Below are 22,807 nucleotides of genomic sequence, written 5' to 3'. Positions count from 1 at the left end.
CGTTCGTCGGACGCTTCCGACCAACACTGTGTGGTATCTGCACGAGCAGGTGAGCATCCGCATTACTTGTTACTGCACACTCATCAACCATTCGTTTGCCGCCTCCCGAACCTGACGGGACGGGTGTTCCCCAACCAATACACGAACGGCTTCCATCACTGTCGGAGGTAGGCCACTCAAGTCTTGCAATTCGCGTAGCACGTAGAAAGGCACGAGCAAACCGTCTTCGTCCTGCAAGAGAGCTACAAGACGGTTTACAGCTACCTTACTTAGTTCGCCAGCGGCAATCGTAATTCGCGCTAGCGCCCGCGCGGCGTGAGCCTTAATGGAGATCTCAGAATCATGGCTCATCTGCAATGCGAAGGGGAGGAGCCAGTCTGTAGCATCTCGCGCCGCCAAAGTGACCAGGCTGCGAGCAGCCTGACGGCGAGCATCTGAGGTACTGCTCCCGCTCATCTCAGCCATGCTGGCAAGCATGCTCGGCTCATCAAGCAAGCCATATGAGACTAGGAACCTAAATGCCGATGGATACGGGATCAGGTCCTCGTCCCAGGGTCCGAGGTAAGTCGACGACCTCAGCAGACGGGCCGCCTCGTCTCCAAAGTGGCGGCGAACCGCCGACGGCATATTAGGCCGCTCACGGGCCAACCGCTCAAAGGCGGGGGTCCGATCTGTTCGAAGCACCCTCTCATCAGTCAGGAAGGGAGCCAAATCTTCCCACACGCTTTGAGCATCGTCCCGTTCGCTAAGCAGCAGGGCCGCAATATCCGCCGCCGAGCGCGCACCAACGGCGAAGGAACCGGTCGCGGCTGAGGCACGTTTTGCGCGAAGTTCCTTTCCCACAGCGGAAACTGCCTGAGCAACCTCATCAGCCGACAGAGGTGTACCTGCCTCCCCGAGAGACGCGTTGAGGCGGACAGCGATGTCGTTAAGCCCTTGGAGAGGGGAAGTCAAAGGGAGTGGGATGGCGAGTGCCATGGAAGCAGCCTCTGCTGAATGGCTATACTGCCGACTCTCCTCCCGAGCAAGCCAGCGCTCCCAGGAACCCTTTACATCAGCACGAACATATTTCCACGGCAAGGCATCAATCGCCTTGGCCACGTTCTGATCACGTAGTTCATCGTACGGATTGGACGCGTTAACCTCCGACAACAGCAACTCTGCAAGATCTTCCCCTTGGCCACAAGAGTTAGAAAGTGCAGCTGCTGCTAGCCAAGCGGCTCCCATTCGCTGAGCCGCGTGCTGCCATGAGCCAGCCGAATTCGGCGGTCCGCCAGCCTTGATAGAGGACAAGACGGCGGCCAGCGCTTGTTCAGCTTCTGCAGGTGCCAATAGATCCGAAGAAGCCTTCAGGACCATCAATTCTGGCACACGAAGCAGATCTCTTTCAGTTCGTCGAAGGAGAATTTGCCTTGCGTCCCAACTGAGTACCGAAAGCGGACCAGCCGCCCGGAACCGCTCAAGAGCGAGATTAAGCTCTTTGGTAGCGCCGGCGTGCCTTAGGAGTCGCAGACTGTCTTGAATCTCAATTGAAGCGACGCCTTGCGTATGCTGGACCAAACGCAGTAGCGCCAATTCCTTCCGCGCCGCGTAGACCTCAGAGTGCCCCAGAAGCTCGACGGCAAGAGTCTGGTGAAATAGGTCGATTGGGCTTGCACCTACAATGATGTTTTGAGAGTTTTCGAACAACCCTCTAAAATTCTGAGCCACATACCGATCCTGCACAGAAGCCCTGTCCGCGGCGATACGCAGCAGGCGACTGGAGATCGGCTTCTTGACCCGATCCATGTAAGACGGGAAGGAGGCGAACGGAAGATCTCGATCCTGATCATGAGGAACAAGGCTCCACGATGCCCGCTTGAGTGCGTAAATGATCGATGACATAGTATCCGACGATGCTTTATCGACCCCGGGGCTCAGGCGAAACGCAGGAAATTCCTCCGCCTTCAAATCTTCCAGAAGGCGTGCCGCTTCGAAGACATCGCCAACAAAGTCGCGACCAGCATCTCGCCGCCTGAGGCCACGTTGCTGGAGAAGAACTGCCTTTACCAGACGCCCCGACGCAGATACATCCGTGGTCTTCAGCAGGGCTGAAAGTACAGATTCACATGCGTCATAGTCCTCCATTTCGGCAGCAGAACAACTCGCCAAGAGAGCCAAGGCCGCCGAGCGCGCCACATCTTTCTTGGAGCCCGCTAGGGCTTGCCGGAGTAGTCCACCTGTCCCCTCCCTGATGGTTTCGGAATGAAGGCTCTTCTCGGCAAACTCAAGGGCCGCGTCCGACCACTCACCGCGCCCAGCAATCCGCCCCCAGTCACCACCAATTACCAATGCAGCCAGTTGGCCAGCAGGCTCACCGGCGTATGCATCGTCTGAAAAGTTGGGATGCGGGGCTACATCGTGAGGCTGAAGTACGGCGGCAATCCACGCCAAGTTCATACAAAATCACGCCCTTCCGTACCGTAAGAGTGCCCCAAGCGAACTCGGGGCCATCGCACCGGATCCCGTCCGAACACGACATCAATCCACTGAGCAACGAGGCCCGTAAAGTCGTCTAGAGTTGCCGCACCCTCGACACTTACAGAGCGGTGTGGGGGTGCGGGTAGCCAGGATTGCACAATGCGTACCGCCTCTTCCGAGTCGGCGCCTACAGGAACGACTAGGAGAGTAAGGTTCTTTTGAGTTTGGTAATCATGGAATGCACCTTCAACGACCAACTTGCATTGCGGGCTTCCCTCAATAATTCTCGTGGCGTCATGAACGGAGATCAGCAGGTCCGTTGGCATATCCGCCACAACAATCGCATTACGTCGATCAATGACTTGCACATCAGGAAGATCCGAAGACCAACAACTTTTATTGTAGGCCTGCTCGTAAGCGCCAGTCGGGTTGTCGCTTCGCAATTCTGTTACTAGAAAGGACGACCTCAGCGAATCTCCTGAGCCAGGCCCCTGCCGCGCAAACCGCAACTCGTGAAGGTTTTGTCGACGCCACGCCCTGCGAATATCGCCGGATGTGCGCACAATCTTCAGCAGTCTGCGATGCTGCTCCTGATTCTCATCATCAGGCTTAACGATTGAGCGATGATTACCGCTGAGTCGCAGACGCTGCTTCTCGGGGACGCCGAAGAGTCCACTCATCTTTGAAACAAGCCTATCGCCTCCGGCAATCGCAGAATAGCGCGGAATCAAGAAGTCGTAGTATCCAGCAGAGGCCGCCGTTCCCAGGCTTTCTACATGGCTTTGCATGTAGGACTCAGCATCCATCGCCTGCTGCGAATTTTTACGCAGCCACTCAACCTCTGGGATGAGTTGTCTGAAGGGTCCGAGAGCAAGGCCAGCCCCCAAACGAGGAGACGCCAGCAGGTAGATAGCACCGATAGCTGTGGCCCCTGGGGCTCCCGTACCGAGGGAGGTCAGGTACTTTTGTGCCGCAGATTCCGCAACCAGGCCCCCAAGGCTGTGCGCAACTAGGTAGATGTCTTGATAATCATGGTCTTCCTCCAAAGACCGGATCCAATCAGCTAGCTGAGAGGCAATGAAGGGAAGGTTAGCCCCAAGTTGCCGCCGCCGCCAGGATTTCGAAAAGCTCTCATATCTATATGTGACGACATCCAGAGGCTCGATCGATGTCTGCTCGAATACGAGCTCAGGCCACTTACCCCAGGTCTCATATCCATCACCACCGAGTCCGTGGACGAATAGGACAGCAGCTCGGGCTTGTCGACCACGCTTAGCATGCACGTTCAGGCTACTGTGGTCGAAAGGAACGACCTCAAATTCGTCTTGTGGGATAATGCGCGGCAATTGCTCCCCCGGCTGCGCGTAAGCGCAGATTCAGAATCAGAGCCCGCCGCCCGCTCCTGTCACCGCAGATACCGAGTGCGGACGATAGCTGGTGTCGTTCCTTCCTGTCAGGCCGCATTCTATGCGAGCAGGGAAGTGGCGTACTAGTCGCGCAAACTGTACGGACAGTGACATACCTCCGCGCCGCTGTCTCAGCTACCCGCGTCATGGAGTGCCTTACAAACTGGGGCCAGGAGGCCACGGTGCAGTCCGGCCGACTACAAGCCAGCCCTCCCTACATGGACCTCCGCAGCAGCGACGATTCGAGGGGCGGCGCACGGTATGCGATAGAGATGGACGTGGCGAGCCGCCTCAGCTGAGGAAGCCGCAGGCCAACGCACACATATCGCAACTTCGAGGCATGCCCTCCGGAGCCGTGTGCGCAGGTTCGAATCCTGCCGGGGGCACCCCTTATGAGGTGTCCAAAGACCCCGTCACCAGCGGAAACGCTGAGCCGGGGTCTTCGCGTATCTACAGCCGTGCGCAGCAAAACCAGGTCCCGCGCCCCGTGAATACGACCGTCCACCGCGCCGGCGGTCTCGGCTCCCTTCGTCGCGTACTTGGCGATGTAGCCGGCGACAGCCGCCGAGGTCAGCCGCTCCCCGGCTCCGAAAGCGGTGCACCAACGCGACCGCGTCGCTCTTCTTGCTCACTACCTGGAACTGCTTCCTCCGGGACCCATCCGTCCCAGTGTCAGGCTGTCCAGCTCAGCGGGGGAACTTCAGGGATCGCTGATCAACCGAGCCTTCGAGCAACCCGAAGTAATCCTCGATGTCATGACACTGACGTCGGAATTCCTGGCTGCGCACATCAAGGTTCAGGCAGAACGAATCCGGGCCGGAGAGATAGCCCCACAGCACATCGCCATTCGCATGGTGCTGCCCGGCGCATCGGTCAACCTCCTATACCGGCGGTCCGAGAACGCCCCGGATCACGAGGCCCTGAGGAAGTGGGCTCAGCGCATCACGTCTCAGCACACCGCTCTGCTACACACAGTACTGAGCGACCTGGAGATCACGAGGCTAGTGCCCTCAGTTGACTTCGAGGCCCGCCCGCTCCAAATGGTACCGACCTGCAAGCTCTATCTAATCAACAGAGTGGAGGCGGTGCTCGGCCTATACAAGGTGGTCCAGCGTCCCGTTGAGCGGGACGATGGCCATGAGACCGAGGTTATTGACGTCCCGGGTCTCGGTAACGGACTCGTTCACTACGTCAAGGATGACGATCCCTACCCTCAGGGAACGAGGTTCGTGGAAACCGTGCAGGAGTGGTTCGATTCCGCCTGGTGTTCCTGTGCTCGTTAGCTCGTACCGCAGCTCATCGCCCGACGTAGTGGTGTCACCACTGGGCCACGGTCACGTCTGCTCGTGTCGGCGGAGAGCACGGCTACTCGGCTAGGCGCCCTACCGTGCGGCGCCCCAGGCTCATAGCGTGGCTTCATGGGATGGCTGACGCTGATCAGTACCTTGAGCGGCGGCGTGCTCGGCGTTGGCTCAACGCTGGTCGTCGAATCAGTACGTACGAAGCGAGACCAACGACTCCGGCATGCAGACCTACGCCGGACCGCGTACGTCCGATACCTCACCGCGCTGACTGAGACTGAGACAGCGTTACAAACAGTCGCGTTGAGTCACGCAACGCCGATCGCGAGTAGCGATGTGGTAGCTGCTTTTCGCTCGACCGGCGTGATTGCGGCGAGGTACGAGTTGTTTCTAATGGCACCAGCCGGCGTCTACGACGCCGCCCGTGAGGCCTACGACCTCCTGAGAGCGATGCGAGTTGCCATCGCGACGACCGCCGTCGTGGTAAGTGATGACTCAGTCGAGTGGCAGGCGCTGCACACACCGTACGACTCCGCCTTGCGCACGCTCCGTGCTGCCATGCGGGACTCACTGGGCCCCGCCTTCGACTAGGTCTGACAGCAAGGTCGTGCCAGATCCGTGCCAGATCGTGCGGGGAACCACGGGGAACACCGGGGAACTGGTCGACCGCCCGCCGAGCGGCAACACCACTCAGTCGCAGGTGATCACCTCAGCTTCCTAAGCTGATGGCTCCGTAGGTTGGGACTGAGTGGCTCTCGTGGGCAGTTGCGTCAGTTGGCACATCCAGTCGCGCAGCTCCTGCCAGACTTCATTCTGGGGCGTTGCGCTGGTGCGACACGGAGGGGGCGAGCGTGCGGAAACCCGGCCGGGCGAAACGGTTACTGCCATCTGCATGGCGGTGGTGGCCTGCGAAGTGGGAGCGTCAATGCCCGTCCTCCTCGCCGCCGTTCGCGCATACCGGCCAATCCGGAGCCGCAACCGCAGGGAAGGCGGCGAGGTTGGCTTTGGCGGCTGCGGTGGCTCTTCACGAGCTGGTTCGAGGCACTGCGTAACGCTATAGGCCGGCGCACGTGATGGTGTTGGCTGGGCTGTCCCTGGGCCGTCCGAGGCCACTCGACAGTGGCCAACGATGACCAATGACATCCGCTCAGGCGCGGCGCAACGGCGCCCTTACCTGTGAAAGCCCAGCTCCCCAACATCCCCGACAAGACCCAGGGCAAGAAGAAGCAACCCCTAACGATCAAGCCCCCTACCAGCGAAGATCCGCGGGTAGGGGGCTTGTCGCTGTGGACGCCGATCGGCTGTCAGGCTGCCGGTATCAGCGATCCCGCGATTAGGAAGTCCCGCGAACCGACGATCAGAAGGACGCGGTGACGCCGACCTGGTGGTACTGGCCGACCGTGTCCAGGACCTCGTCCTTGACCGCGCCGAACTGAGCCGCGAGGTCCGAGCTGCTGATCGCCGTGGGGCCGGCGGCGATGCCAACCTGCGGGCTCAGGCCGCCAGAGACGGTGTCGAGCTCGGCGTCAGAGATTTCAAGGGTCTGAACCTGGGGAGCGGAGTTCATGATGAAACTGCCCTTCGTATGGATGTTCCACAAGGGGGAGCGGCCAAGCTGGGGATAGACGGTGGGCCGCGACCGCAGGCGCGAGCCATCCGTTTCCGGACGCCTTGGCGCGATCCCGGCGGCGCGAAGGATCAAATCACGGAGTGTGCCCGGCATCCAGTCGGTCGCTGCTCCCAGCAGGGCAGTTGAAACGATCGGCTTCTCATCCATGCACGCATGCACACGAATTGAGGGCAGCTTCTCTACATGTAGCCCCGCATAGGAAACCGACAGCTATTGCCACGGCAGCTCCGACCAGGACAACTCGGCACCAACAGAACGCACCCATGCCGCAGTTGCACATTCGCTGTGCAGATTCCGTCACGTATGCATCCGCGCGCCCTTCAGCACCTTGTCCACCGCATTCTGCGGCTCGTACACCGCCAGCCCCATCAGGTCCAGCCCCTCCATCGGCACGGCCCCGGACGGCGCGGTTGTCGCGGTCGTTGCCGGTCGCGAAGAGGTCGGGGTGAAGACGGCACGGGGCAGGGTACGGCTACGGATCAGAAGGTGCCCGTGCCCCATCCGCTGCCCAGTCCATCAGGGTCCATGGTCCGCATACGGTGTGGCCCAGCGCAAGGAGAGGGAAGCCAAGGATCGGCGAACCTGAACAGAGGTGAGCCCCATCCGTGCACCACGGCTGAGGTATCTGGGACAAGCACCGTCCCCCGACCAGAACCCCGACAGCAGAGAGCCAGCGGGCTACCGCCTGCCGAATAACTGCTGAGGCCGCCTCGGAGCTCAAGCCAGTGAGCGTGCCACAGCCGTGCCAAATGCAGGGGTCGGCCCCGGTCAACAAGGGTGCTTGGCAGGACCCCGGCCAAAGTCGTTCCGTAAGTTGTTTGGCGGTCCGGAAGAGTGCTCGGCTTTCGACGTTCTGGCGGGGTTGTGAGGTTCTCTCCGTCGGGTGGTCTGCTCCTGGTGGATGCGGTGGTGTGATCGAATCGGGGGTATGACGACCGAGTTGATCCCCGTCGCCGGCGGAAGCCACATCTGGGCCGAGAAGGCCGGGGACGGCCCCCCGCTCGTCCTGCTCCACGGATCGGTCCACGACAGCCGCCTGTGGAACGGTGTCTTCGCCGTGCTGGCACGGCACCACACCGCGGTTCGTTACGACGCCAGGGGTCATGGATGCTCGACGCTTGCGACCGCGCCGTTCCGCTATGAGGACGACCTGCTGGCGGTCCTGGACCGATTCGGCTTACAGACCGCGGGTCTCGTTGGCTTGAGCATGGGAGGCGAGGTCGCGCTCGACTTCACCCTGGAACACCCCGAGCGGGTCCGGTCGCTGACGCTGATCGCGGCCTCTGCCAGCGGGCACGAGTGGCCCCAGAGCCCTGAGATGGATGCGTACGTCGCGGCGCATCGTGGATCGGACGGCTGCCGCATCGCCGAGCTGGAGCTCACGCTCTGGGCGAGCTTGGGCGACCGGGCCCCAGGTTTCGAGGTCATCGAGCCCATGGTGCGGGAGAACGCCGAAGCCGGAGCCTCCGCCGAGAAGGGACACGCGCTCGACCCAGCCGAGGGCGCTGTCGACCGTCTGGACCGGATCGAGGTTCCGACGATGGTCGTCATCGGCGATCACGACCACCCAGAGATCGGCGTCATCGCCGGGCGTCTCGCCGACGGCATCCCCGGCGCGCGGCTGGAGGTGGTCGCCGATGCCGATCACTACCTGCCACTGCGGGCTCCCGGGCGACTTCTCGAACTCCTCCTCGCTGCCGACGGTTTCGTTGATCGTCGTGGGGGTCGCTCGGACAGGTGATGGGGGACTGATCTGGCGGCACGGGGCCGGGCAGCGGACAAGCATCGGCGGTGCTTGCGTCACCTGCTGTGAGGGGACCCGCCGATGCTCCCGGGCTCGACCGTACCCGCTTCGCTGTCGGCGGTGCTGACGTTCCTGCAAGGCTGCTTCACCACACCGACCTTCACCACCTTCACCGCGCTGGTCACGGGCCTGATCGCGCAGACCGGCCGGGGCACAGTGACCGGCATGCTCACCGGCGCGGGGTTGACACGCACCTGGTCCCACGACCGCGCCCACGCGTTCTTCTCCCGCGCGAGCTGGAACCCCGATCTACTGGGCATCTCCCTGTCCCACCCGATCGTGCGCCAACTCCTCCCCGAGAGTGCGGTGTTGATGGCGACGGTGGATGACACGCTCTTCAGGCGGCGCGGGAAGAAGGTCTTCGGTGCGGCCTGACAACACGACGGCGCGGCCACCGGCCCCAGGGGTGTCGGGCGCGGGACCTGCTTCGTGGTGCTCGGCCTGGTCATCGAACTGCCCTTCCCGGCCGGTGTGCCTGCCGGTGATGGCCCGGCTGTGGCGTCCCGGGCAGGAGGTGAGCAAGGTCGACATCGCCGCATCCATGATCCGCCTCCTGGCTGCCTGCCACCACGGCCGACGCATCCATGTCGTCGCGGACGCCGCGTACCACGGCAAAGCGCTGCGCGACCTGCCCAACCTGCACCTTCACCACCCGGCTGCCCGCATCCTCGGTGCTGTTCGCGCTCGCCCCGCCCAGGACCGGCAAACGCGGGCGTCCCGCGCTCAAGGGCGCGCGATTGGGCACGCCCGCCCAACTCGGGAGCACCGCCCAACTCACTCCCACGCGGGTCACGCGCTACCAGCGCACCGACACCGCGTGCCTGGCCGAGGTCACCTGCCGGTGGTACGGCTCCTTCCACACCCTCACCGTGCGCGTGATCCTGCTCCGGGACGACACCACCGACACCGGCTACGACCTCGCCCTGATCACCACCGACCTGACCAGCAGCGCCGCCGATCTGTCACCCGATACGCGATGCGCTGGTCGATCCAGGTCACCTTCACCGAGGCCCGCGGCCCGCTCGGAGCCGGCCAGGCCCACAACCGCACCCGCGCCGCGGTCGAGCGCACCGTGCCCTTCGGCCTGTACGGCTACACGATCACCGTGGCCTGGTACGCGCTGCACGGCCACCACCCGGCGATGATGCCGGCGAGCGCCGCGAGCGCGCACCCTGGTACACCACCAAGACCGACGCGTCGCTGTCCGACATGGTCGCCAAGCTCCGCCGAGTGATCATCGCCGCCCGCTTTATGCCCACCCGCCCAGGTCAACCCACCGAGCAGGAAATCCGCACCGTCCAACAGGCATGGTCCGCCGCCAGCACCAATGCCAACCTGGCGGTCGCGGCCGTACGGATGTGCATGGTTCTCCAGGGACGCCAGGATCGGTGAGCCGGATCTCCGCTCGTGAGTCCGGGTCTGCAGAAGACCATCCACATGGGGGATTGGTTGTAAGTACACCTCACGTTGTTGTAGGCGTGTCCCACGAGTGCCCGAAGGAGCGAGCATCGACGGGGAACAGCGGGGAGTTGCAGAGCGAACGCCGCGGAACCGCAGCCCAGTGGGCAAACAGGGGGGGGGATGACCCATGACCGTCATTGTGCTGCTTGGCGTCCTGCTGGTCGTCGTCGCGGGATGCGTCTGTGTGGTGTGGGCGGCGAGGGGCGGCCCTCAATGGGTCCGCGTCGTGGCGACCGCGACGATCGCGGTGGGCGAACTGGTGCGCCGCTCCGACAAGCGCGACCGCCGGAGGGAGGGCCAGGAGTGAGCGTCGTGTCACGCCGCAGTCCAGGTCTTTGAGAGAAGCCGAGTGGGGTAGTTCGCCGGGGATATGCGGTGACGTGGCGCATGTCCGTTGTCGTTAGGTGGACTTGCCGGAAGCGAGGGCAGGTAGCTGCCTGTGGCGGGACGTCCGAGGGGCCTGTCCCCGAGTGGTGGACAGGCCCCAGGCAGTTTCCGGCCTGACCTGACCGCTGCCACCTCGACGGGGGCGGCGGGCAGGAATTGCCGCCGGTTATCCGTCAGTTACAAAGGAGAACGATGACCCCCTCGCAGCCGCCGTCCTCATCGCCGCCATGGCCGCCGTGGCCGTAGGCCGGAATCGACCGGGAAGCCGTGGTCTTTGTGGCGACGTGCGTGGTGGGCGTCGCGGACGCGGCGGACGCGGCGGTCGCCATCCCTGCCGCACAAGCAATGCCCAGTACGGCACTCGCCACGAATATTCGCGGAATTCGGGAAATGATCTTCTTGGGGGGATTCCCCTGTGCTGTGTTCATGCAATCACCATGCACACCCTTGTGGCCAATTTCCCCCCGAGCGCAGCCGATTGGGTGAGCCACGCGGAATGGGGCCCAGGTGGACGCCGTCGCATGTACCTGTCGAACTCAAGCCCCACCCAGGATCTTTGAGAAGTGATCGGGTGTTCTGTTGTGTCAGGTGAGGCCGAGAGCGGTCATGGCCGGTGGTAGCCGCGGGCGGTGAGGCGGAGGGCGGCGGCAATCTTGGTGTGGCCGTCCTGGCGGTGAACGCTGATGGCTAGGCGCGAGATGTGACATAGATCCGGTCGACGATGCCCCCTCTAGCCATACGCACGGGTCAGGGCCAATACGTCGGTGTTCCAGGCATGCCCTCCGGTGCCGTGTGCGCAGGCGTCGTGTGCAGGCGCCGTATGCGCAGGCGCCGTATGCGCAGGTTCGAATCCTGTCGGAGGCACAGGCGTCGGAACAGCGTGGTCGTCCCGCTGACCTGCTGAAGGTTCTGACTTCAAGAGCCGGACCCAGTCTCACTGGTCCGGCTCTTTGTCGTTGTTACGCACTGACCGGGAGGTCGTGACGCTGACGCCTGGCCGTCGCGATGTACTGCGGGTCCGATTGCCCTCACAACGCTTCGCGGCGCGCGGGAAAGAGCGCCGTCGCTGTTTGCTTGTGGCCAAGCGCCGACCACTCCACGGATGGGAGAAGTTGTGGGATCGACTGGCGTGCCTCAGCCCCGTGGCTCGCTGATGTTGACCATCCAGGGGATACCGAACTGGTCCGTGCACATGCCGAACATGTCGCCCCACATCTGTTTTTCCAGGGGCACGGCCACGGAGCCGCCGACGGACAGCTTCTCCCAGTAGCGGCGCAGTTCGGCGTCGTCGTCCCCGCTGAGGCTCACCGCGAAGTTGTTGCCCGGGGTGTATTCCATCTCCGGCGGGGTGTCGGCGCCCATCAGGGTGAAACCGTTGGGGGTCTCCAGAATGCCGTGCATGATCCTTTCGGCCTCCGCCGCGCCGGCCCGGCCGAACTCGCCGTAGGTGTTGAGCGCGAGCGTGCCGCCGAAGACATCCCTGTAGAACTCCATCGCCTGCCGGGCGTCGCCGCCGAAGCTGAGATACGGGTTGAGACGTGAGGCCATGAAACCTCCTCAATCGGAGCAAACAGCCGGATGTCCGCAGACTAGCGGGGGCCACCGACAACGGCACCCGATGAACGCCGTCAACGACCGGGAAAGCAAGGCCCATCCGACGCCGCACTCGACCCGGTCGTCGCTCGACCAGCGGTCCAGGCAGTCGGCATGGTGATCGCGACGCCGACATCAGCGTCGACTGTCCTGCCGGTCGGCGCAAAGGTGGGCGGTCCGTGGCGTGCGCGGTCAGTTGCGTAAGCGGCGTGGGCGGTCAGTAGTTCAGGTTCGCGTACCAGTCGCCGCGGCCCCGCGGGGTCAGGTCGAGGAGGTGCCAGACGGGGGCCAGGAGGTCGATGCCGCGTTGGTCGATGTCCTCGGACATGCGTGGGTGGGCGGAGTAGCGATGGCGGACCCTGCCGTCGGCGTCGCGGGTGAAGACGGAGACCGTGGAGTCCTGCTCACCGTCCTTGTCCTCGCTGCCGAGGTCGTACTTGAAGGTGCTGCCCCCGCAGCTCAGGAGGCGTAGCCGGTGCCAGCCCCGGTTGCGGGCGTGCTGCCGCAGGGTTGGCGGGTCGGCGGCCGCGGCGATGACGAAGTCGGCGCTCTGAGCGATGTGGTGGGCGATGCCGTTGAAGCCGTCGATCCACAGGGTGCACATCGGGCAGGGGTCGGTCTGCAGTTTGCCGTACATGAAGTGATAGACGATCAGTGGGCGGTCCGGGGTGGTGAACAGCCCGCTCAGGGTGACCTCGCGGACCGGTGAGTCGCCCGCGTCGAGGTCTGCGGGGCCCTCGACGAAGACGTAGTCGTCGACGGGCGGTCCCTGCGGGAGCGCCCGCCGCTGGGCCGCGACCCTCTCGCGGTGGCGCATGAGCTCGATCTCGGCCTCGCGCAGCTCTTCACGGGCGGCGAGGTAGTCCGCCGATTCCCCGGCCAGTCTGGTGTGCCGCAACATCGCGTCCTCCTGGAGTGGCCATCCCCCAGTACCTTGAGTCTATGGCGGCTCCCCCCAGTCCCCTGAGTCTATGGCGGCTCCAAGCCTCGGACCACCGGGTGGTCGTTGCCGTTTCGGGCCGGCCGCTACTGATCCGGCTCGGGCGGCTGACCGTAAGCACGCACACTTGAGCACGGTAGACACCGTAGAGAAGATCGCTGTAGTGGGCGGCCACGCCGTCCGTCGCGGCCGCCGGCGTACCGGGTGGGTCCGGTCACCGCCAAGCGGGCCGACCGCCGCCTGCCGATCCCCCGCTTTGGAGCCCTGCGATCGTGTGATCTGCTGGGGATGTCTGAGGAGTGTGCTCGCCGCTCTTCGCGGCGTACCGCAGCCCCGGTGGTCCAGGCGATCAATCGCGGCACGGCCGGCCGCGTCCGCGCGCTGCGCGTCACGGAATTCGCCGGCGGTTACCTGCTGGCCTGGGCCTGGTTCGGACTGCTCTTGTACGGGGCCCTGGCGGCGACCGGCCGCATGGTCGACAGCCACCCCGACGCGGGCCGCTGGATCGGTGCGGCCGCGTTCCTGCTCGCGGGACTGCAGCAGTTCGGGCCGCTGAAACGGGTCTGCCTGCGGCACTGCCGCAAACCCGATGTTCCAGCTACTGCGATACGCGCGCTTCCGGCCGTGGGCGAAGGACCTGCGGGTGGGCGCGCCTCACGGGCTCAACTGCGTCGGCTGCTGCTGGGGCCTGATGATCGGCCTCATCCCGCTCGGCGTGATGAACGTGGCGGCGATGGCTGGACTGGCCGTCGTGATCTTCCTGGAGAAGCTGTGTCGCGGGCCCCTGGCTCAGCTGGGCGGTCGGCGTCGCCTTTCTCGTGCTGGCCGTGCTCGCCCCGTTCCAGGACTGGCTGCTGCCCGGCCTGGAGATGTCCGGCCCGTCGATGGACCGGATGTGACCGGATGCTGGCTCTGGCGCTCTGAGCGAGAGTTGATCGACCGAGGACAGGGTGGTCACGCGCCAAACGGCCCGTCGGCAGCTCAAGTATCCGGCACTCGCACTCGACAGATGTCAGGAGCGGATCCCCCCGTATGCCGCGAGCCATCCCGTCGCGAGGCGGTCGCCTCGGGTGAAGACGGAGGCTCCGGTGCGGCCTGCGGAGAGGTCGGTGGGGGCGGGTGGCGGTAGGAGCAGGGTCGCTTCTTGGCCGTCGCTGGGGTGGAGGGTCGTGGTCGCGCCGTTCCACAGCCGGATCGCCGAGCCCGGCGGGGTGGTCGCGCGGACCATGCCGTCGTCCAGGGTGAGTGTGGCTCCGGTGGCGCGTTCGGCCAGCAGGGCGCGGTAACGGTCACGGGGCAGAGCGCAGTCCGCCGGTGGGGTCGTGCCCGGCCAGTCGGGGGCGTCGATGCCGCGGTCGCGGGCCGCGCGCCACATGCGCGGGACGAGGTGGGGAGCGAGCGGGGCGGTGGCCATCCGCTCGCACATCCACAGCAGTCGTCCCGCTCCTCGGCCGGGCCCCAACGTGCGCCAGCGGATGCGCAGGGCGAGGTCGGCGGCGACCACGGCCGCCCAGGGGTGGGCCGTCCCGATGGGCCCTTGGGCGCCGAGCCAGGCCAGATAGCGCTGGGCTTCCTCCAGGATGCCGGTCATGGAGTCGACGGGGATGCCGAGGACGTATCCGGGGCGGCCCCGGAAGAGGCGCGGGCTGTTCGCGACCAGCAGCAGGACGGCGCGGGCCAGGTCGCCGGGCACGGGTTTCCGCTCGTCCTCCTGGGGGTCGTCCGGTGCGTCCAGGTCGGCGGGCTCCGTGTGGTCGTACTCCATCTCCCGCAGCACGCGGCGCAGAGCTGTCCGCGCCCGGTCCGTGAAAGGAGCCTGTTCCAGCACCGGAAGGCGCGTGCTGAGGAGAGCCGCGAGCAACTGCTCCGCGGCGACGGCGTTCTCGGGGACGGGTGCGTCACGCACCGCCCTGGCCAGGTCGTCCGCGAGCGCGGCATCGACCATGAATCGGCTGGTCAGCAAACCCAACGGGCTGGGCTCCAGACGCCCGTCGGCGGCGGTGGCGCGCAGGCACCCCGCCGTGGCGAGGAACCGAACCCCCTCATGGAGGGGCTCGACGCTGTCGTGGCCCTGATATGCGGCGAACGTTCCCTCCCACCACCGCTCCGCCTCACCGACGGTGGCGAGCCGTTCCTGGACCACCTCCGCGAGCAGATGATCGGACAGGTGTTCGTCGAGACGGGATCGTACGGTGTAACCGGCGGCCAGCCTGGCCTGCCAGTGCGCGCGCTCCGACGGGTCGGTGAGCAGGAACGCCCAGCCCTCGCGCTCTCCGGCGCCGATGCGGCCGGCGCGTCCGAACATCTGCTGAACCATGGACACCTCGATCCGGTCCAGGCCGACCGTGGTGTCGCTGACGATCACCGCACGGGCCGGCAGGTTGACGCCGGCGGCCACGGTGGAGGTGGCGACCAGGACATCCGCCTCGCGGGCACGGAAGGTCTGCTCGGCCTCCCGCTTGTACGGCCAGTCCCGATAGTGCAGCCGTACGCCGGCCTTGGTGCACAGCCTCTCGACGAGTTCGGCGTCGTCCGCGTCGGCGCCGGCTGTCGGCACGCCGCGGTCGGCGGCCAGTGCGAGCGCGGTCGCCCGTACCCGGCGTTTGCTGCCGCAGAAGACCAGGACGCTCCCGCCGTCCGCGGTGACCTCGCGGGCGATGCGGACGGCGGCCTCGGTGCGTACGGCGGCGCGCGCCGCCCAGTCCGCCTCGTCAGCCGCGGGCAGAACGGGCAGTTGCCAGCTCAGCCGGGTAGGGCGCCACGCGGTGCAGATCAGGCGGGCGCCCAGCCACTCGGCGACCTCGTCCGCGTTGGCGACCGTCGCGGAGAGCCCGACGATCCGCGTTGCGGAACTGTCCTCCCGTACCCGGGTGAGAAGTGCTTCCAGTACCGCTCCACGGACCGGGTCGCCGAGCAGGTGGATTTCGTCGACGACCAGGCAACCGACCTCCGCGAGTGCGTCGCGCAGCGAACCGGCGCGGCAGATCGCCTCGAACTTCTCCGTGGTGGCCACCCATACGTCGGCCGCCCGGATCAGCTCGGTGTCCACGGCGACCTCGCCGGTGAGCCGCACCACGCTCAGGCCCTGGCGCCGCCACAATTCCAGTTCGCGCTCGAGTTCGTCGGTGAGCGAGCGCTGCGGCACCAGCCAGGCGGCCTTGCGGCCCTGGGCGTGCGCGTCCAGTGCCGCGACCATCCCGATCGGGGTCTTGCCCGCACCGGTGGGTGCCACAACCACCAGGTGACCGTCGCTCTCCCGTACGACCGGAACGGCGGCGGCCTGCGCCGGGTTGAAGGCCGGGTGCGGCAGCAGCGCGGCCCACGCGGCGGGCACCAGTTCCGCCACCGGCACGTATATGTCACCGCCGCTGTCACCCTCGCCTTCACCGGCACCGGCACCGGCACCGGCACGGTCACCGTCCGCGTCACCGTCACCGTCACCGTCACCGTCCGCGTCGCCGTCCGCGTCGCTGTCACCGTCAGCGTCGCCGTCACCTGCCGCGTCGCCGTCGCTGTCCGGCAGCTCCTCCAGCGCGTCCCACTGCGCGGCGAAGGCATCCCGGGCCGCCACCGCCCATGCACCCGCGGCCGGGGCGGCGCCATCCGGGCCGACCGCGACCAGATCGGTGCGCCGGCCCAAGTCGTTTACGGTGCCGACCTGTTCGCGCTCCTCCCAGTAGCGGCTGACGCGGCAGGGGACACCTCGCTCCGCCAGCCACTCCAGCAGTGCCCCGTACACCTGCCCCTCGGGCACGATCACCCGTACGTCGTCGGCCGCTGCGAGCGCCGAGTCGGCCGGGCGCCAGGCCAGGTCGGTCACCTTGCACCACAACAGGGCACGCTGCTCCGCCTGTCCGGGCACGGGCAGATCCTCCGGCCATGCCGGACGGCGCACCTCACGAGCCATCGGACGCGGTTGTCGCGGTACACGGATTTCCGGGGCGGTCCGGCGGGGCGGCACGGGCGGAGGATCCGAGGGGCGTACGGCCTGACGGGGCGTCGGCGTGCCGGCCGCGAGTTGGTCGTACGTCTTCACCCCGAGGTCCGCGAGGGTGAACGCGGTGGGACAGGCGGGGCAGACGAGGGCGGTGTACCGGCAGATCCGGCCCTGGGACTCGTACGGCTTGCGCAGCGCGTGCAGTTGGCCCTCGCAGGCGGGGCAGCGGCGGGCCACCGGATCCTCGTAACTCCACCCCGGCTCGCAGAACCGCGCCGGGAACGGGCCGACCAGCGCGACGCTCCAGCGCTGCCGGGCCACGTCGGACACGGACGCCTCCGCGCCGGCTTCCCCGGGGTCCTCACTCCCCTGTGTCATTCCGTCCACGCTGCGCATACCGTGACTGTGGCACCTCTTGATCACCGGGCGCAGGCGGTTCGTGCGGTTCCGCTCGATCTCGCGACGCTCAGTGCTTGGGCGAAATGGGCAGGACTCGGTTCTCGACTCGATCGATGAGGAATCGGCCATGGGCGCAGCAGTCAGCGGTACTGATGAACTCCGGGCCAGGGCGGAAGCCGCTCTGGTGCGTTGTGGCGTTGAGGTCGGCGCGGTCAAGGGGGATGGCTTGGCCGCGCGTACGCCGATTACCGGGGCGGAGTTGTTCGGGCTGCGGGGTGGGACGTCGGCGGAGGTCGACCGGGCCGTCGAAGTCGCGCACGAGGCGTTTCGGGTGTGGCGGCTGACGCCGGCGCCGGTGCGCGGGGCGCTGGTGAAGCGGTTGGGGGAGTTGGTCGGCGAGCACAAGGCGGATCTCGCCGATCTGGTGACCGTCGAGGCCGGGAAGGTCCGGTCGGAGGCGCTCGGCGAGGTGCAGGAGATGATCGACGTCTGCGACTTCGCGGTGGGTCTGTCCCGGCAGTTGTACGGCCGGACCATGCCCTCCGAACGGGCCGGCCACCGGCTGATGGAGACGTGGCATCCGCTGGGCGTGGTCGGTGTGATCTCCGCCTTCAACTTCCCTGTGGCCGTGTGGGCCTGGAACGCCGCGGTGGCCCTGGTCTGCGGTGACACCGTGGTCTGGAAACCGTCCGAGCTCACTCCGCTGACCGCGCTGGCCTGCACCGCCCTGCTCGACCGCGCCATCGGCGAGACCGGCGCTCCGGCCGGCCTCAGCCGGCTGGTGCTGGGTACGGCGGAGATCGGTACGCGGCTCGTCGACTCACCGCTGGTGCCGCTGATCAGCGCGACCGGCTCGACGCGGATGGGCCGCGAGGTGGGTCCTCGGGTGGCCGCCCGGTTCGGGCGCAGCATCCTGGAGCTCGGCGGGAACAACGCGGCCGTGGTGACTCCTTCGGCCGACCTCGATCTCACCGTGAACGCCGTGGTGTTCGCCGCCGCGGGCACGGCGGGCCAGCGGTGCACCACGCTCCGCCGGCTGATCGTGCACGACGATGTGGCCGACGCCGTGGTCGAACGGCTCGGCGTCGCCTACGGGCGGCTGCCGGTCGGGGACCCGCTGAGGGAGTCGACGCTGGTCGGGCCGCTCGTGAACGAGGCGGCCCACAGCAGGATGCGCGCGGCCCTCGGCCGGGCGGCCGAGGAAGGCGGCGCCCTGTGTGCCGGCGGTGAAAGGCAACTCGCCGACGCGGCCCCGGACGGATACTACGTCCGGCCCGCCCTCGTACGGATGCCCGCGCAGACCGCCGTCGTGCGGGAGGAAACCTTCGCGCCGATCCTGTACGTCCTCACCTACCGCGACCTCGACGAGGCGATCCGGCTGCACAACGACGTACCGCAGGGCTTGTCGTCCGGGATCTTCACCGCCGACCAGGGCGAGGCGGAACGGTTCCTGGCCGCCGACGGCGCGGACTGCGGCATCGTGAACGTCAATATCGGCACGTCGGGTGCGGAGATCGGCGGGGCGTTCGGCGGGGAGAAGGAGACCGGCGGGGGCCGCGAGTCCGGCTCCGACGCCTGGCGGGCGTACATGCGCCGGGCGACCAACACGGTGAACTACTCGGGGCGGGTGGCGCTGGCGCAGGGGGTGGACTTCTCCCAGTAGGAGTCTCGTGGAAGTTTTCGTGGAAGTTCTCGCGGAAGTTGCCGTAGAAGTTGTCGTGGAAGTCCCTGGGGACGACCTCTCTGCCGGACGGCCGCCGCCTGCCGTCGGGAAAGCTCGCGAGTTACCCTTAAACGAGGTGTCTAGTTTTCTCTTAAACGACATCTCGCGGAGGTCGTCATGGACATCCTGGTACTCATCGGCCGCATCCTCTTCGCGGCGATCTTCCTCTCCTCGGCCGTCGGCCACCTCACGCAGACCAAGATGATGGCGGGTTACGCCTCGTCCAAAGGCGTACCCGCCGCCGGGCCCGCGACATTCGGCAGCGGACTTCTGCTGCTGGCCGGCGGGCTGAGCGTATTGCTCGGTATCTGGGCCGATCTCGGCGCGCTGCTTCTGGTGATCTTCCTGGTTCCGACCGCGGTGCTGATGCACGGGTTCTGGAAGGAGAAGGACCCCCAGACCCGGCAGCTCGAAATGATCAATTTCCAGAAGGACATCGCACTCGCCGGAGCGGCACTCGCGCTGTTCGCACTGATCGCGCACACCGGCACCGACCTGGGGCTGACGGTCACCGGCCCGCTCTTCGACATCGATTGAGACCGTCGGGGAGAACCGTTCGAAGTTTGCTTGTCCAGCACCGGAATTGGGCCACGCTTTCCGTGACGTTGCGCACATAAGTGGTGGGAAGTTGGCCAACTGGCGATTTTTCGTCGACAGTTGAGCCTGGCAATTCGCCTTTCCCCCACTCCCCATGGCACCGAAGGCTCCCGTCTCCATGCGCAATTCGTCCGACGTCCCCGTACAGCCCCACGCCGTCACCGTCGCCGAAGTGATTCCTGGTGATCTTCTCGCCCTGTCGGAACAGGACGCGGCGGAAGACAAGTGGTACGTGGTGATGCACACACTTCCCGAGTCCCCGCACACCATTCAGCTGACCTTGCGACCGCCTCTGGGCGGAATGGATCACGACCAGGTATTCGAGCGCGGCCATCAAGTGACCGTGGCCTGCAGGCGGATGGACGTCACCGGAATTCCCGAGATCGCGCCGGCCGATCTGTCCGGGGTGGAATTCCGCGACGGCGATCGCGTCACCTCGCTGCGCGCCGTCGATCCCCAGGCCGTCGAGGAGTCGTACACCCGTAGGTGGGGCCGCTGGCACCGGGACCTGGAAAGCCGGTCCGAGGAGCCCGTCTCGGACGCCGGGCTGCGCGAGCGGATCGCGCACGCCGTCGAGCGGGAGCATGTCGTACGTCACGTCCCGCGGCCGCGTCGTACGGCCGTCGGCGGCACCGCGCCGCGGCGGGTCGTCGTCACCGGGCTCGGAGCCGTCACGCCGCTCGGGGTGGGCGTCGAGGAGCTGTGGCAGGGGCTCGTGGAGGGTCGCTGCGGAATACGGGAGCTTGAGGGCGAGGAGTTCGCCGAGCTGCCCGTACGGGTCGCGGGGAGCGTGCCCGTGGACCCGGCCGGGCTGCTGCCGAGGCCGCAGGCGCGGCGGATGAACCGGTCCGCCCAGTTCGCGGTGCTCGCCGCGCGCGAGGCATGGCAGGACGCCGGGTTCGACGGGGCCGGTACGGCGGAGAGCGGGCTCGACCCCGAGCGGGTCGGCGTCAGCGTCGGCGCCATTCTCGGGGACGCCTCGGTGCTCGTCGGCGGTGACCGGAAGCTGCGGGACAAGGGGCCGCGTGCCGTGTCGCCGCTGACCACGCCGATGACCGTGCCTTCGCAGGCCGCCTCCCAGGTGTCGCTGGCCCTGCGGATCACCGGCGAGGCCCGCACCGTGACGAGCGCCTGCGCCTCCGGCACCGAGGCCATCGGGCAGGCCATCGACCGCATCCGGTACGGGCGTGTCGACGTGGCGCTGGCCGGTGGCGCGGAGGCCGTGGTGACCCCGGCGATCATGGCCTCGTTCGCCGCGATGCGCGCGCTGTCCACCCATGAACTCGGGTCCACCAGCCCGTCCCGGCCCTTCGCCAGCGACCGCGACGGGTTCGTGAACGGCGAGGGTGCCGGTTTTCTGCTGCTGGAGGCCGAGGAGCACGCCCGGGCGCGCGGCGCGCGCATCTACTGCGAGGCCGCCGGGTGGGGGCTGTCCGCCGACGCCCACCACATGGCGGCGCCCGACCCGTCCGGCAGCGGTGTCGCGCTCGCGCTGCGGCGGGCCGTGCAGGACGCGGGCGCCCATGTCGTGGACGTCGTGCACGTCAACGCGCACGCCACCGCCACCACCGACGGCGACCTCGCCGAGGCGAGCGCGTTGCGCGCGGTGCTGGGCGGGAACGTCCCGGTGACCGCGCTCAAGGGTCACCTCGGCCATCTGCAGGGCGCCGCGGGCGGCGTGGAGGCCGTCGCGACGGTGCTCACGCTCCACCACGGCCTCATCCCGCCGACGATCGGCTGCGACGACCAGGACGACGCCATCGACCTGGACGTCGTCACCAAGAGCCCCCGCCCCCTACCCGCCCTCGGCGACCTCGCCCTCAGCAACTCCTTCGGCTTCGGCGGCCACAACGCGGTACTGGCACTACGCCGCACGGGGTGACGCGGGCGGGCGGGGGCTGCGGTGGGGGGCTGAAAGGGGCGCAGGCACAGGCACATGCACATGCACAGGCACATGCACATGCACCGGCACCGGCAGCCGCAGGATGACCCAGGCGCGCTGCACAACCGGGCCGACGCAGGCCCCCCGCCCCAAGCCGCCCCCCAACTCAAGCCGACGCCCGCTTGCGCGGTGTCGTCTTCTTTGGGGGTGTCTTCTTGGCGGCGGTCTTCTTGGCCGCCGCCTGCTTGGTCGTGGACTGCTTGGTCGCCGTCTGCTTGGTGGTCGTCTTGGCGGTCGACTTCTTGGACGTCGACTTCTTCGACGTGGTCTTCTTGGCGGCCGCCGTCTTCTTCGCGGCGGACGTCGACTTCTTTCCGCCGACCTCCTTGGGGGCCGTACGGGCCGACTTGCGGGCGCCGGACGTACGCCGGCCCGGAAGCGGTGTGACCTCGGCGGCCTCGCCGGTCTCCTCGCCCCGCGACTCCTTGGCCGCGCGCACGCTCTTCTCCAGCGCGGCCATCAGGTCGAGTACCTTGCCGCCGCCCTTCTCGCGGGCGGGCGGGCCGGGCGCTTCCTCGCCGGAGGCCTTGGCGGCGATGAGTTCCTCGACGGCCTCGCGGTAGTCGTCGTGCAGGTCTTCGAGGTCGACCTCGCCGAGGGTGTCCATCAGGGCGTCCGCGAGGTCCAGTTCCTGCTCCCGGACGGTGACGCTGCTGTCCGGGGCGACCTCGTCCGCCGCGCGGATCTCGTCCGGCCACAGCAGCCCGTGCATGGCGATGACGTCGTCGACCACGCGCAGCATGCCCAGCCGCTCGCGCCCGCGCAGCGCGAACTTCGCGATGGCGACCTTGTTGCTGCGCTTGAGGGCCTCGCGCAGGAGGGTGTAGGGCTTGGCGGCGGGGACCCCGTTCGCGGAAAGGTAGTACGCCGTGTCCATCTGGAGCGGGTCGATCCGCTCGGCCGGTACGAAGGCCACGATCTCGATGGTCTTGGCGGTCGGGATCGGCAGCGAGGCCAGATCCTCGTCCGTGATCGGGATCATCGTGCCGTCCGCGTCCTCGTACGCCTTCCCGATCTCCTGGTTCGAGACCTCGCGCTCCTCCAGCTCGCAGACCTTGCGGTAGCGGATGCGGCCGCCGTCGTCGAGGTGGATCTGGCGGAAGGAGACCGAGTGGCTCTCCGTGGCGTTCACGAGCTTGATGGGGATGCTGACCAGGCCGAAGGAGATGGCGCCGTTCCATATGGATCGCACGTGCAGCACCTTTCCGATCAATATCCGATATCACC

The 22,807-nt window shown here is 66.7% G+C and carries 18 protein-coding genes and 2 pseudogenes; 11 read left to right on the top strand and 9 right to left on the bottom strand.

The genetic code is table 11. The features are described from left to right. Nucleotides 1–69: 69 nt before the first annotated feature. Both AB0D27_RS02125 and AB0D27_RS02120 read right to left on the bottom strand, forming a co-directional pair. Nucleotides 70–2,439 (bottom strand): hypothetical protein, encoded by a 2,370-nt coding sequence (locus tag AB0D27_RS02125; protein ID WP_362501053.1) that lies wholly within the window; start codon nucleotides 2,437–2,439, stop codon nucleotides 70–72. Beyond that, a complete protein-coding gene (locus tag AB0D27_RS02120; RefSeq protein ID WP_362501409.1) occupies nucleotides 2,436–3,743 on the bottom strand; it encodes an alpha/beta fold hydrolase in 1,308 nt (435 codons plus the stop codon). Before AB0D27_RS02120 ends, AB0D27_RS02125 begins: the two co-directional genes overlap by 4 nt. Nucleotides 3,744–4,621: 878 nt before the next feature. On the opposite strand from AB0D27_RS02120, the gene AB0D27_RS02115 reads away from it, so the two are divergent. Together AB0D27_RS02115 and AB0D27_RS02110 are read left to right on the top strand one after the other, a co-directional pair. After that, nucleotides 4,622–5,149 carry a hypothetical protein gene (locus AB0D27_RS02115; protein ID WP_362501051.1) on the top strand — a complete coding sequence of 176 codons (528 nt, stop codon included), beginning with the start codon at nucleotides 4,622–4,624 and terminating at the stop codon, nucleotides 5,147–5,149. 135 nt (nucleotides 5,150–5,284) lie between these two features. Continuing rightward, nucleotides 5,285–5,758: a hypothetical protein gene (locus tag AB0D27_RS02110; RefSeq protein WP_362501049.1), complete on the top strand. Its 474-nt coding sequence runs from the start codon at nucleotides 5,285–5,287 to the stop codon at nucleotides 5,756–5,758. A 766-nt stretch (nucleotides 5,759–6,524) separates the two neighbouring features. Here AB0D27_RS02110 and AB0D27_RS02105 read toward each other — a convergent pair. Both AB0D27_RS02105 and AB0D27_RS02100 read right to left on the bottom strand, forming a co-directional pair. After that, the gene (locus AB0D27_RS02105) at nucleotides 6,525–6,734 is read right to left on the bottom strand and encodes a hypothetical protein (protein WP_362501407.1); all 210 of its coding nucleotides are present in this window, start codon (nucleotides 6,732–6,734) and stop codon (nucleotides 6,525–6,527) included. Nucleotides 6,735–7,094: 360 nt separating this feature from the next. After that, nucleotides 7,095–7,271, bottom strand: a pseudogene (locus AB0D27_RS02100) (DUF2000 family protein); the annotation flags it as partial. Between the two features lie 454 nt (nucleotides 7,272–7,725). Here AB0D27_RS02100 and AB0D27_RS02095 point away from each other — a divergent pair. From AB0D27_RS02095 to AB0D27_RS02075, 5 genes are all read left to right on the top strand, one after another. Beyond that, on the top strand, nucleotides 7,726–8,538 hold the full coding sequence (locus AB0D27_RS02095) for an alpha/beta fold hydrolase (RefSeq protein ID WP_362501047.1): 813 nt from the start codon (nucleotides 7,726–7,728) through the stop codon (nucleotides 8,536–8,538). A gap of 84 nt (nucleotides 8,539–8,622) precedes the next feature. Continuing rightward, complete coding sequence (locus AB0D27_RS02090) at nucleotides 8,623–8,976, top strand: transposase (RefSeq protein ID WP_362501045.1); 354 nt, start codon at nucleotides 8,623–8,625, stop codon at nucleotides 8,974–8,976. A gap of 601 nt (nucleotides 8,977–9,577) precedes the next feature. After that, the gene (locus tag AB0D27_RS02085; protein ID WP_362501043.1) at nucleotides 9,578–9,835 is read left to right on the top strand and encodes a hypothetical protein; all 258 of its coding nucleotides are present in this window, start codon (nucleotides 9,578–9,580) and stop codon (nucleotides 9,833–9,835) included. Further along, nucleotides 9,832–9,993, top strand: a complete 162-nt coding sequence (locus AB0D27_RS02080; RefSeq protein WP_362501041.1) for a hypothetical protein — start codon at nucleotides 9,832–9,834, stop codon at nucleotides 9,991–9,993. The genes AB0D27_RS02085 and AB0D27_RS02080 overlap by 4 nt, the downstream gene beginning before the upstream one ends. Before the next feature lie 196 nt (nucleotides 9,994–10,189). Beyond that, nucleotides 10,190–10,369, top strand: coding sequence for a hypothetical protein (locus tag AB0D27_RS02075; RefSeq protein WP_362501039.1), 180 nt, complete (start codon nucleotides 10,190–10,192; stop codon nucleotides 10,367–10,369). A 253-nt stretch (nucleotides 10,370–10,622) separates the two neighbouring features. Here AB0D27_RS02075 and AB0D27_RS02070 read toward each other — a convergent pair whose 3' ends face one another. From AB0D27_RS02070 to AB0D27_RS02060, 3 genes are all read right to left on the bottom strand, one after another. Beyond that, the gene (locus tag AB0D27_RS02070; RefSeq protein ID WP_362501037.1) at nucleotides 10,623–10,877 is read right to left on the bottom strand and encodes a hypothetical protein; all 255 of its coding nucleotides are present in this window, start codon (nucleotides 10,875–10,877) and stop codon (nucleotides 10,623–10,625) included. 706 nt (nucleotides 10,878–11,583) lie between these two features. After that, the gene (locus AB0D27_RS02065) at nucleotides 11,584–11,997 is read right to left on the bottom strand and encodes a VOC family protein (RefSeq protein ID WP_362501035.1); all 414 of its coding nucleotides are present in this window, start codon (nucleotides 11,995–11,997) and stop codon (nucleotides 11,584–11,586) included. 262 nt (nucleotides 11,998–12,259) lie between these two features. Continuing rightward, nucleotides 12,260–12,943 (bottom strand): DUF899 family protein, encoded by a 684-nt coding sequence (locus tag AB0D27_RS02060; RefSeq protein WP_362501033.1) that lies wholly within the window; start codon nucleotides 12,941–12,943, stop codon nucleotides 12,260–12,262. 381 nt (nucleotides 12,944–13,324) lie between these two features. Here AB0D27_RS02060 and AB0D27_RS02055 point away from each other — a divergent pair. After that, nucleotides 13,325–13,881: pseudogene (locus AB0D27_RS02055) on the top strand (DUF2182 domain-containing protein); the annotation flags it as partial. Nucleotides 13,882–13,994: 113 nt separating this feature from the next. Here AB0D27_RS02055 and AB0D27_RS02050 read toward each other — a convergent pair. Next, the gene (locus AB0D27_RS02050; RefSeq protein ID WP_362501031.1) at nucleotides 13,995–17,297 is read right to left on the bottom strand and encodes a DEAD/DEAH box helicase; all 3,303 of its coding nucleotides are present in this window, start codon (nucleotides 17,295–17,297) and stop codon (nucleotides 13,995–13,997) included. Between the two features lie 148 nt (nucleotides 17,298–17,445). On the opposite strand from AB0D27_RS02050, the gene AB0D27_RS02045 reads away from it, so the two are divergent. The 3 genes from AB0D27_RS02045 (at nucleotide 17,446) to AB0D27_RS02035 (ending at nucleotide 21,520) form a co-directional block, all read left to right on the top strand. Beyond that, entirely contained in the window at nucleotides 17,446–18,981 is a 1,536-nt protein-coding gene (locus AB0D27_RS02045) for an aldehyde dehydrogenase family protein (protein ID WP_362501029.1), read from the top strand. 177 nt (nucleotides 18,982–19,158) lie between these two features. Further along, nucleotides 19,159–19,578, top strand: coding sequence for a DoxX family membrane protein (locus tag AB0D27_RS02040; protein WP_362501027.1), 420 nt, complete (start codon nucleotides 19,159–19,161; stop codon nucleotides 19,576–19,578). A gap of 178 nt (nucleotides 19,579–19,756) precedes the next feature. Beyond that, nucleotides 19,757–21,520, top strand: coding sequence for a beta-ketoacyl-[acyl-carrier-protein] synthase family protein (locus tag AB0D27_RS02035; protein WP_362501025.1), 1,764 nt, complete (start codon nucleotides 19,757–19,759; stop codon nucleotides 21,518–21,520). 166 nt (nucleotides 21,521–21,686) lie between these two features. Here AB0D27_RS02035 and AB0D27_RS02030 read toward each other — a convergent pair whose 3' ends face one another. Further along, complete coding sequence (locus AB0D27_RS02030) at nucleotides 21,687–22,781, bottom strand: Ku protein (RefSeq protein ID WP_362501023.1); 1,095 nt, start codon at nucleotides 22,779–22,781, stop codon at nucleotides 21,687–21,689. Nucleotides 22,782–22,807: the final 26 nt, after the last annotated feature.

It is taken from the genome of Streptomyces sp. NPDC048415, from assembly GCF_040651675.1.
GTDB lineage: Bacteria > Actinomycetota > Actinomycetes > Streptomycetales > Streptomycetaceae > Streptomyces.
This window is presented reverse-complemented; position numbering and strand designations above follow the sequence as displayed.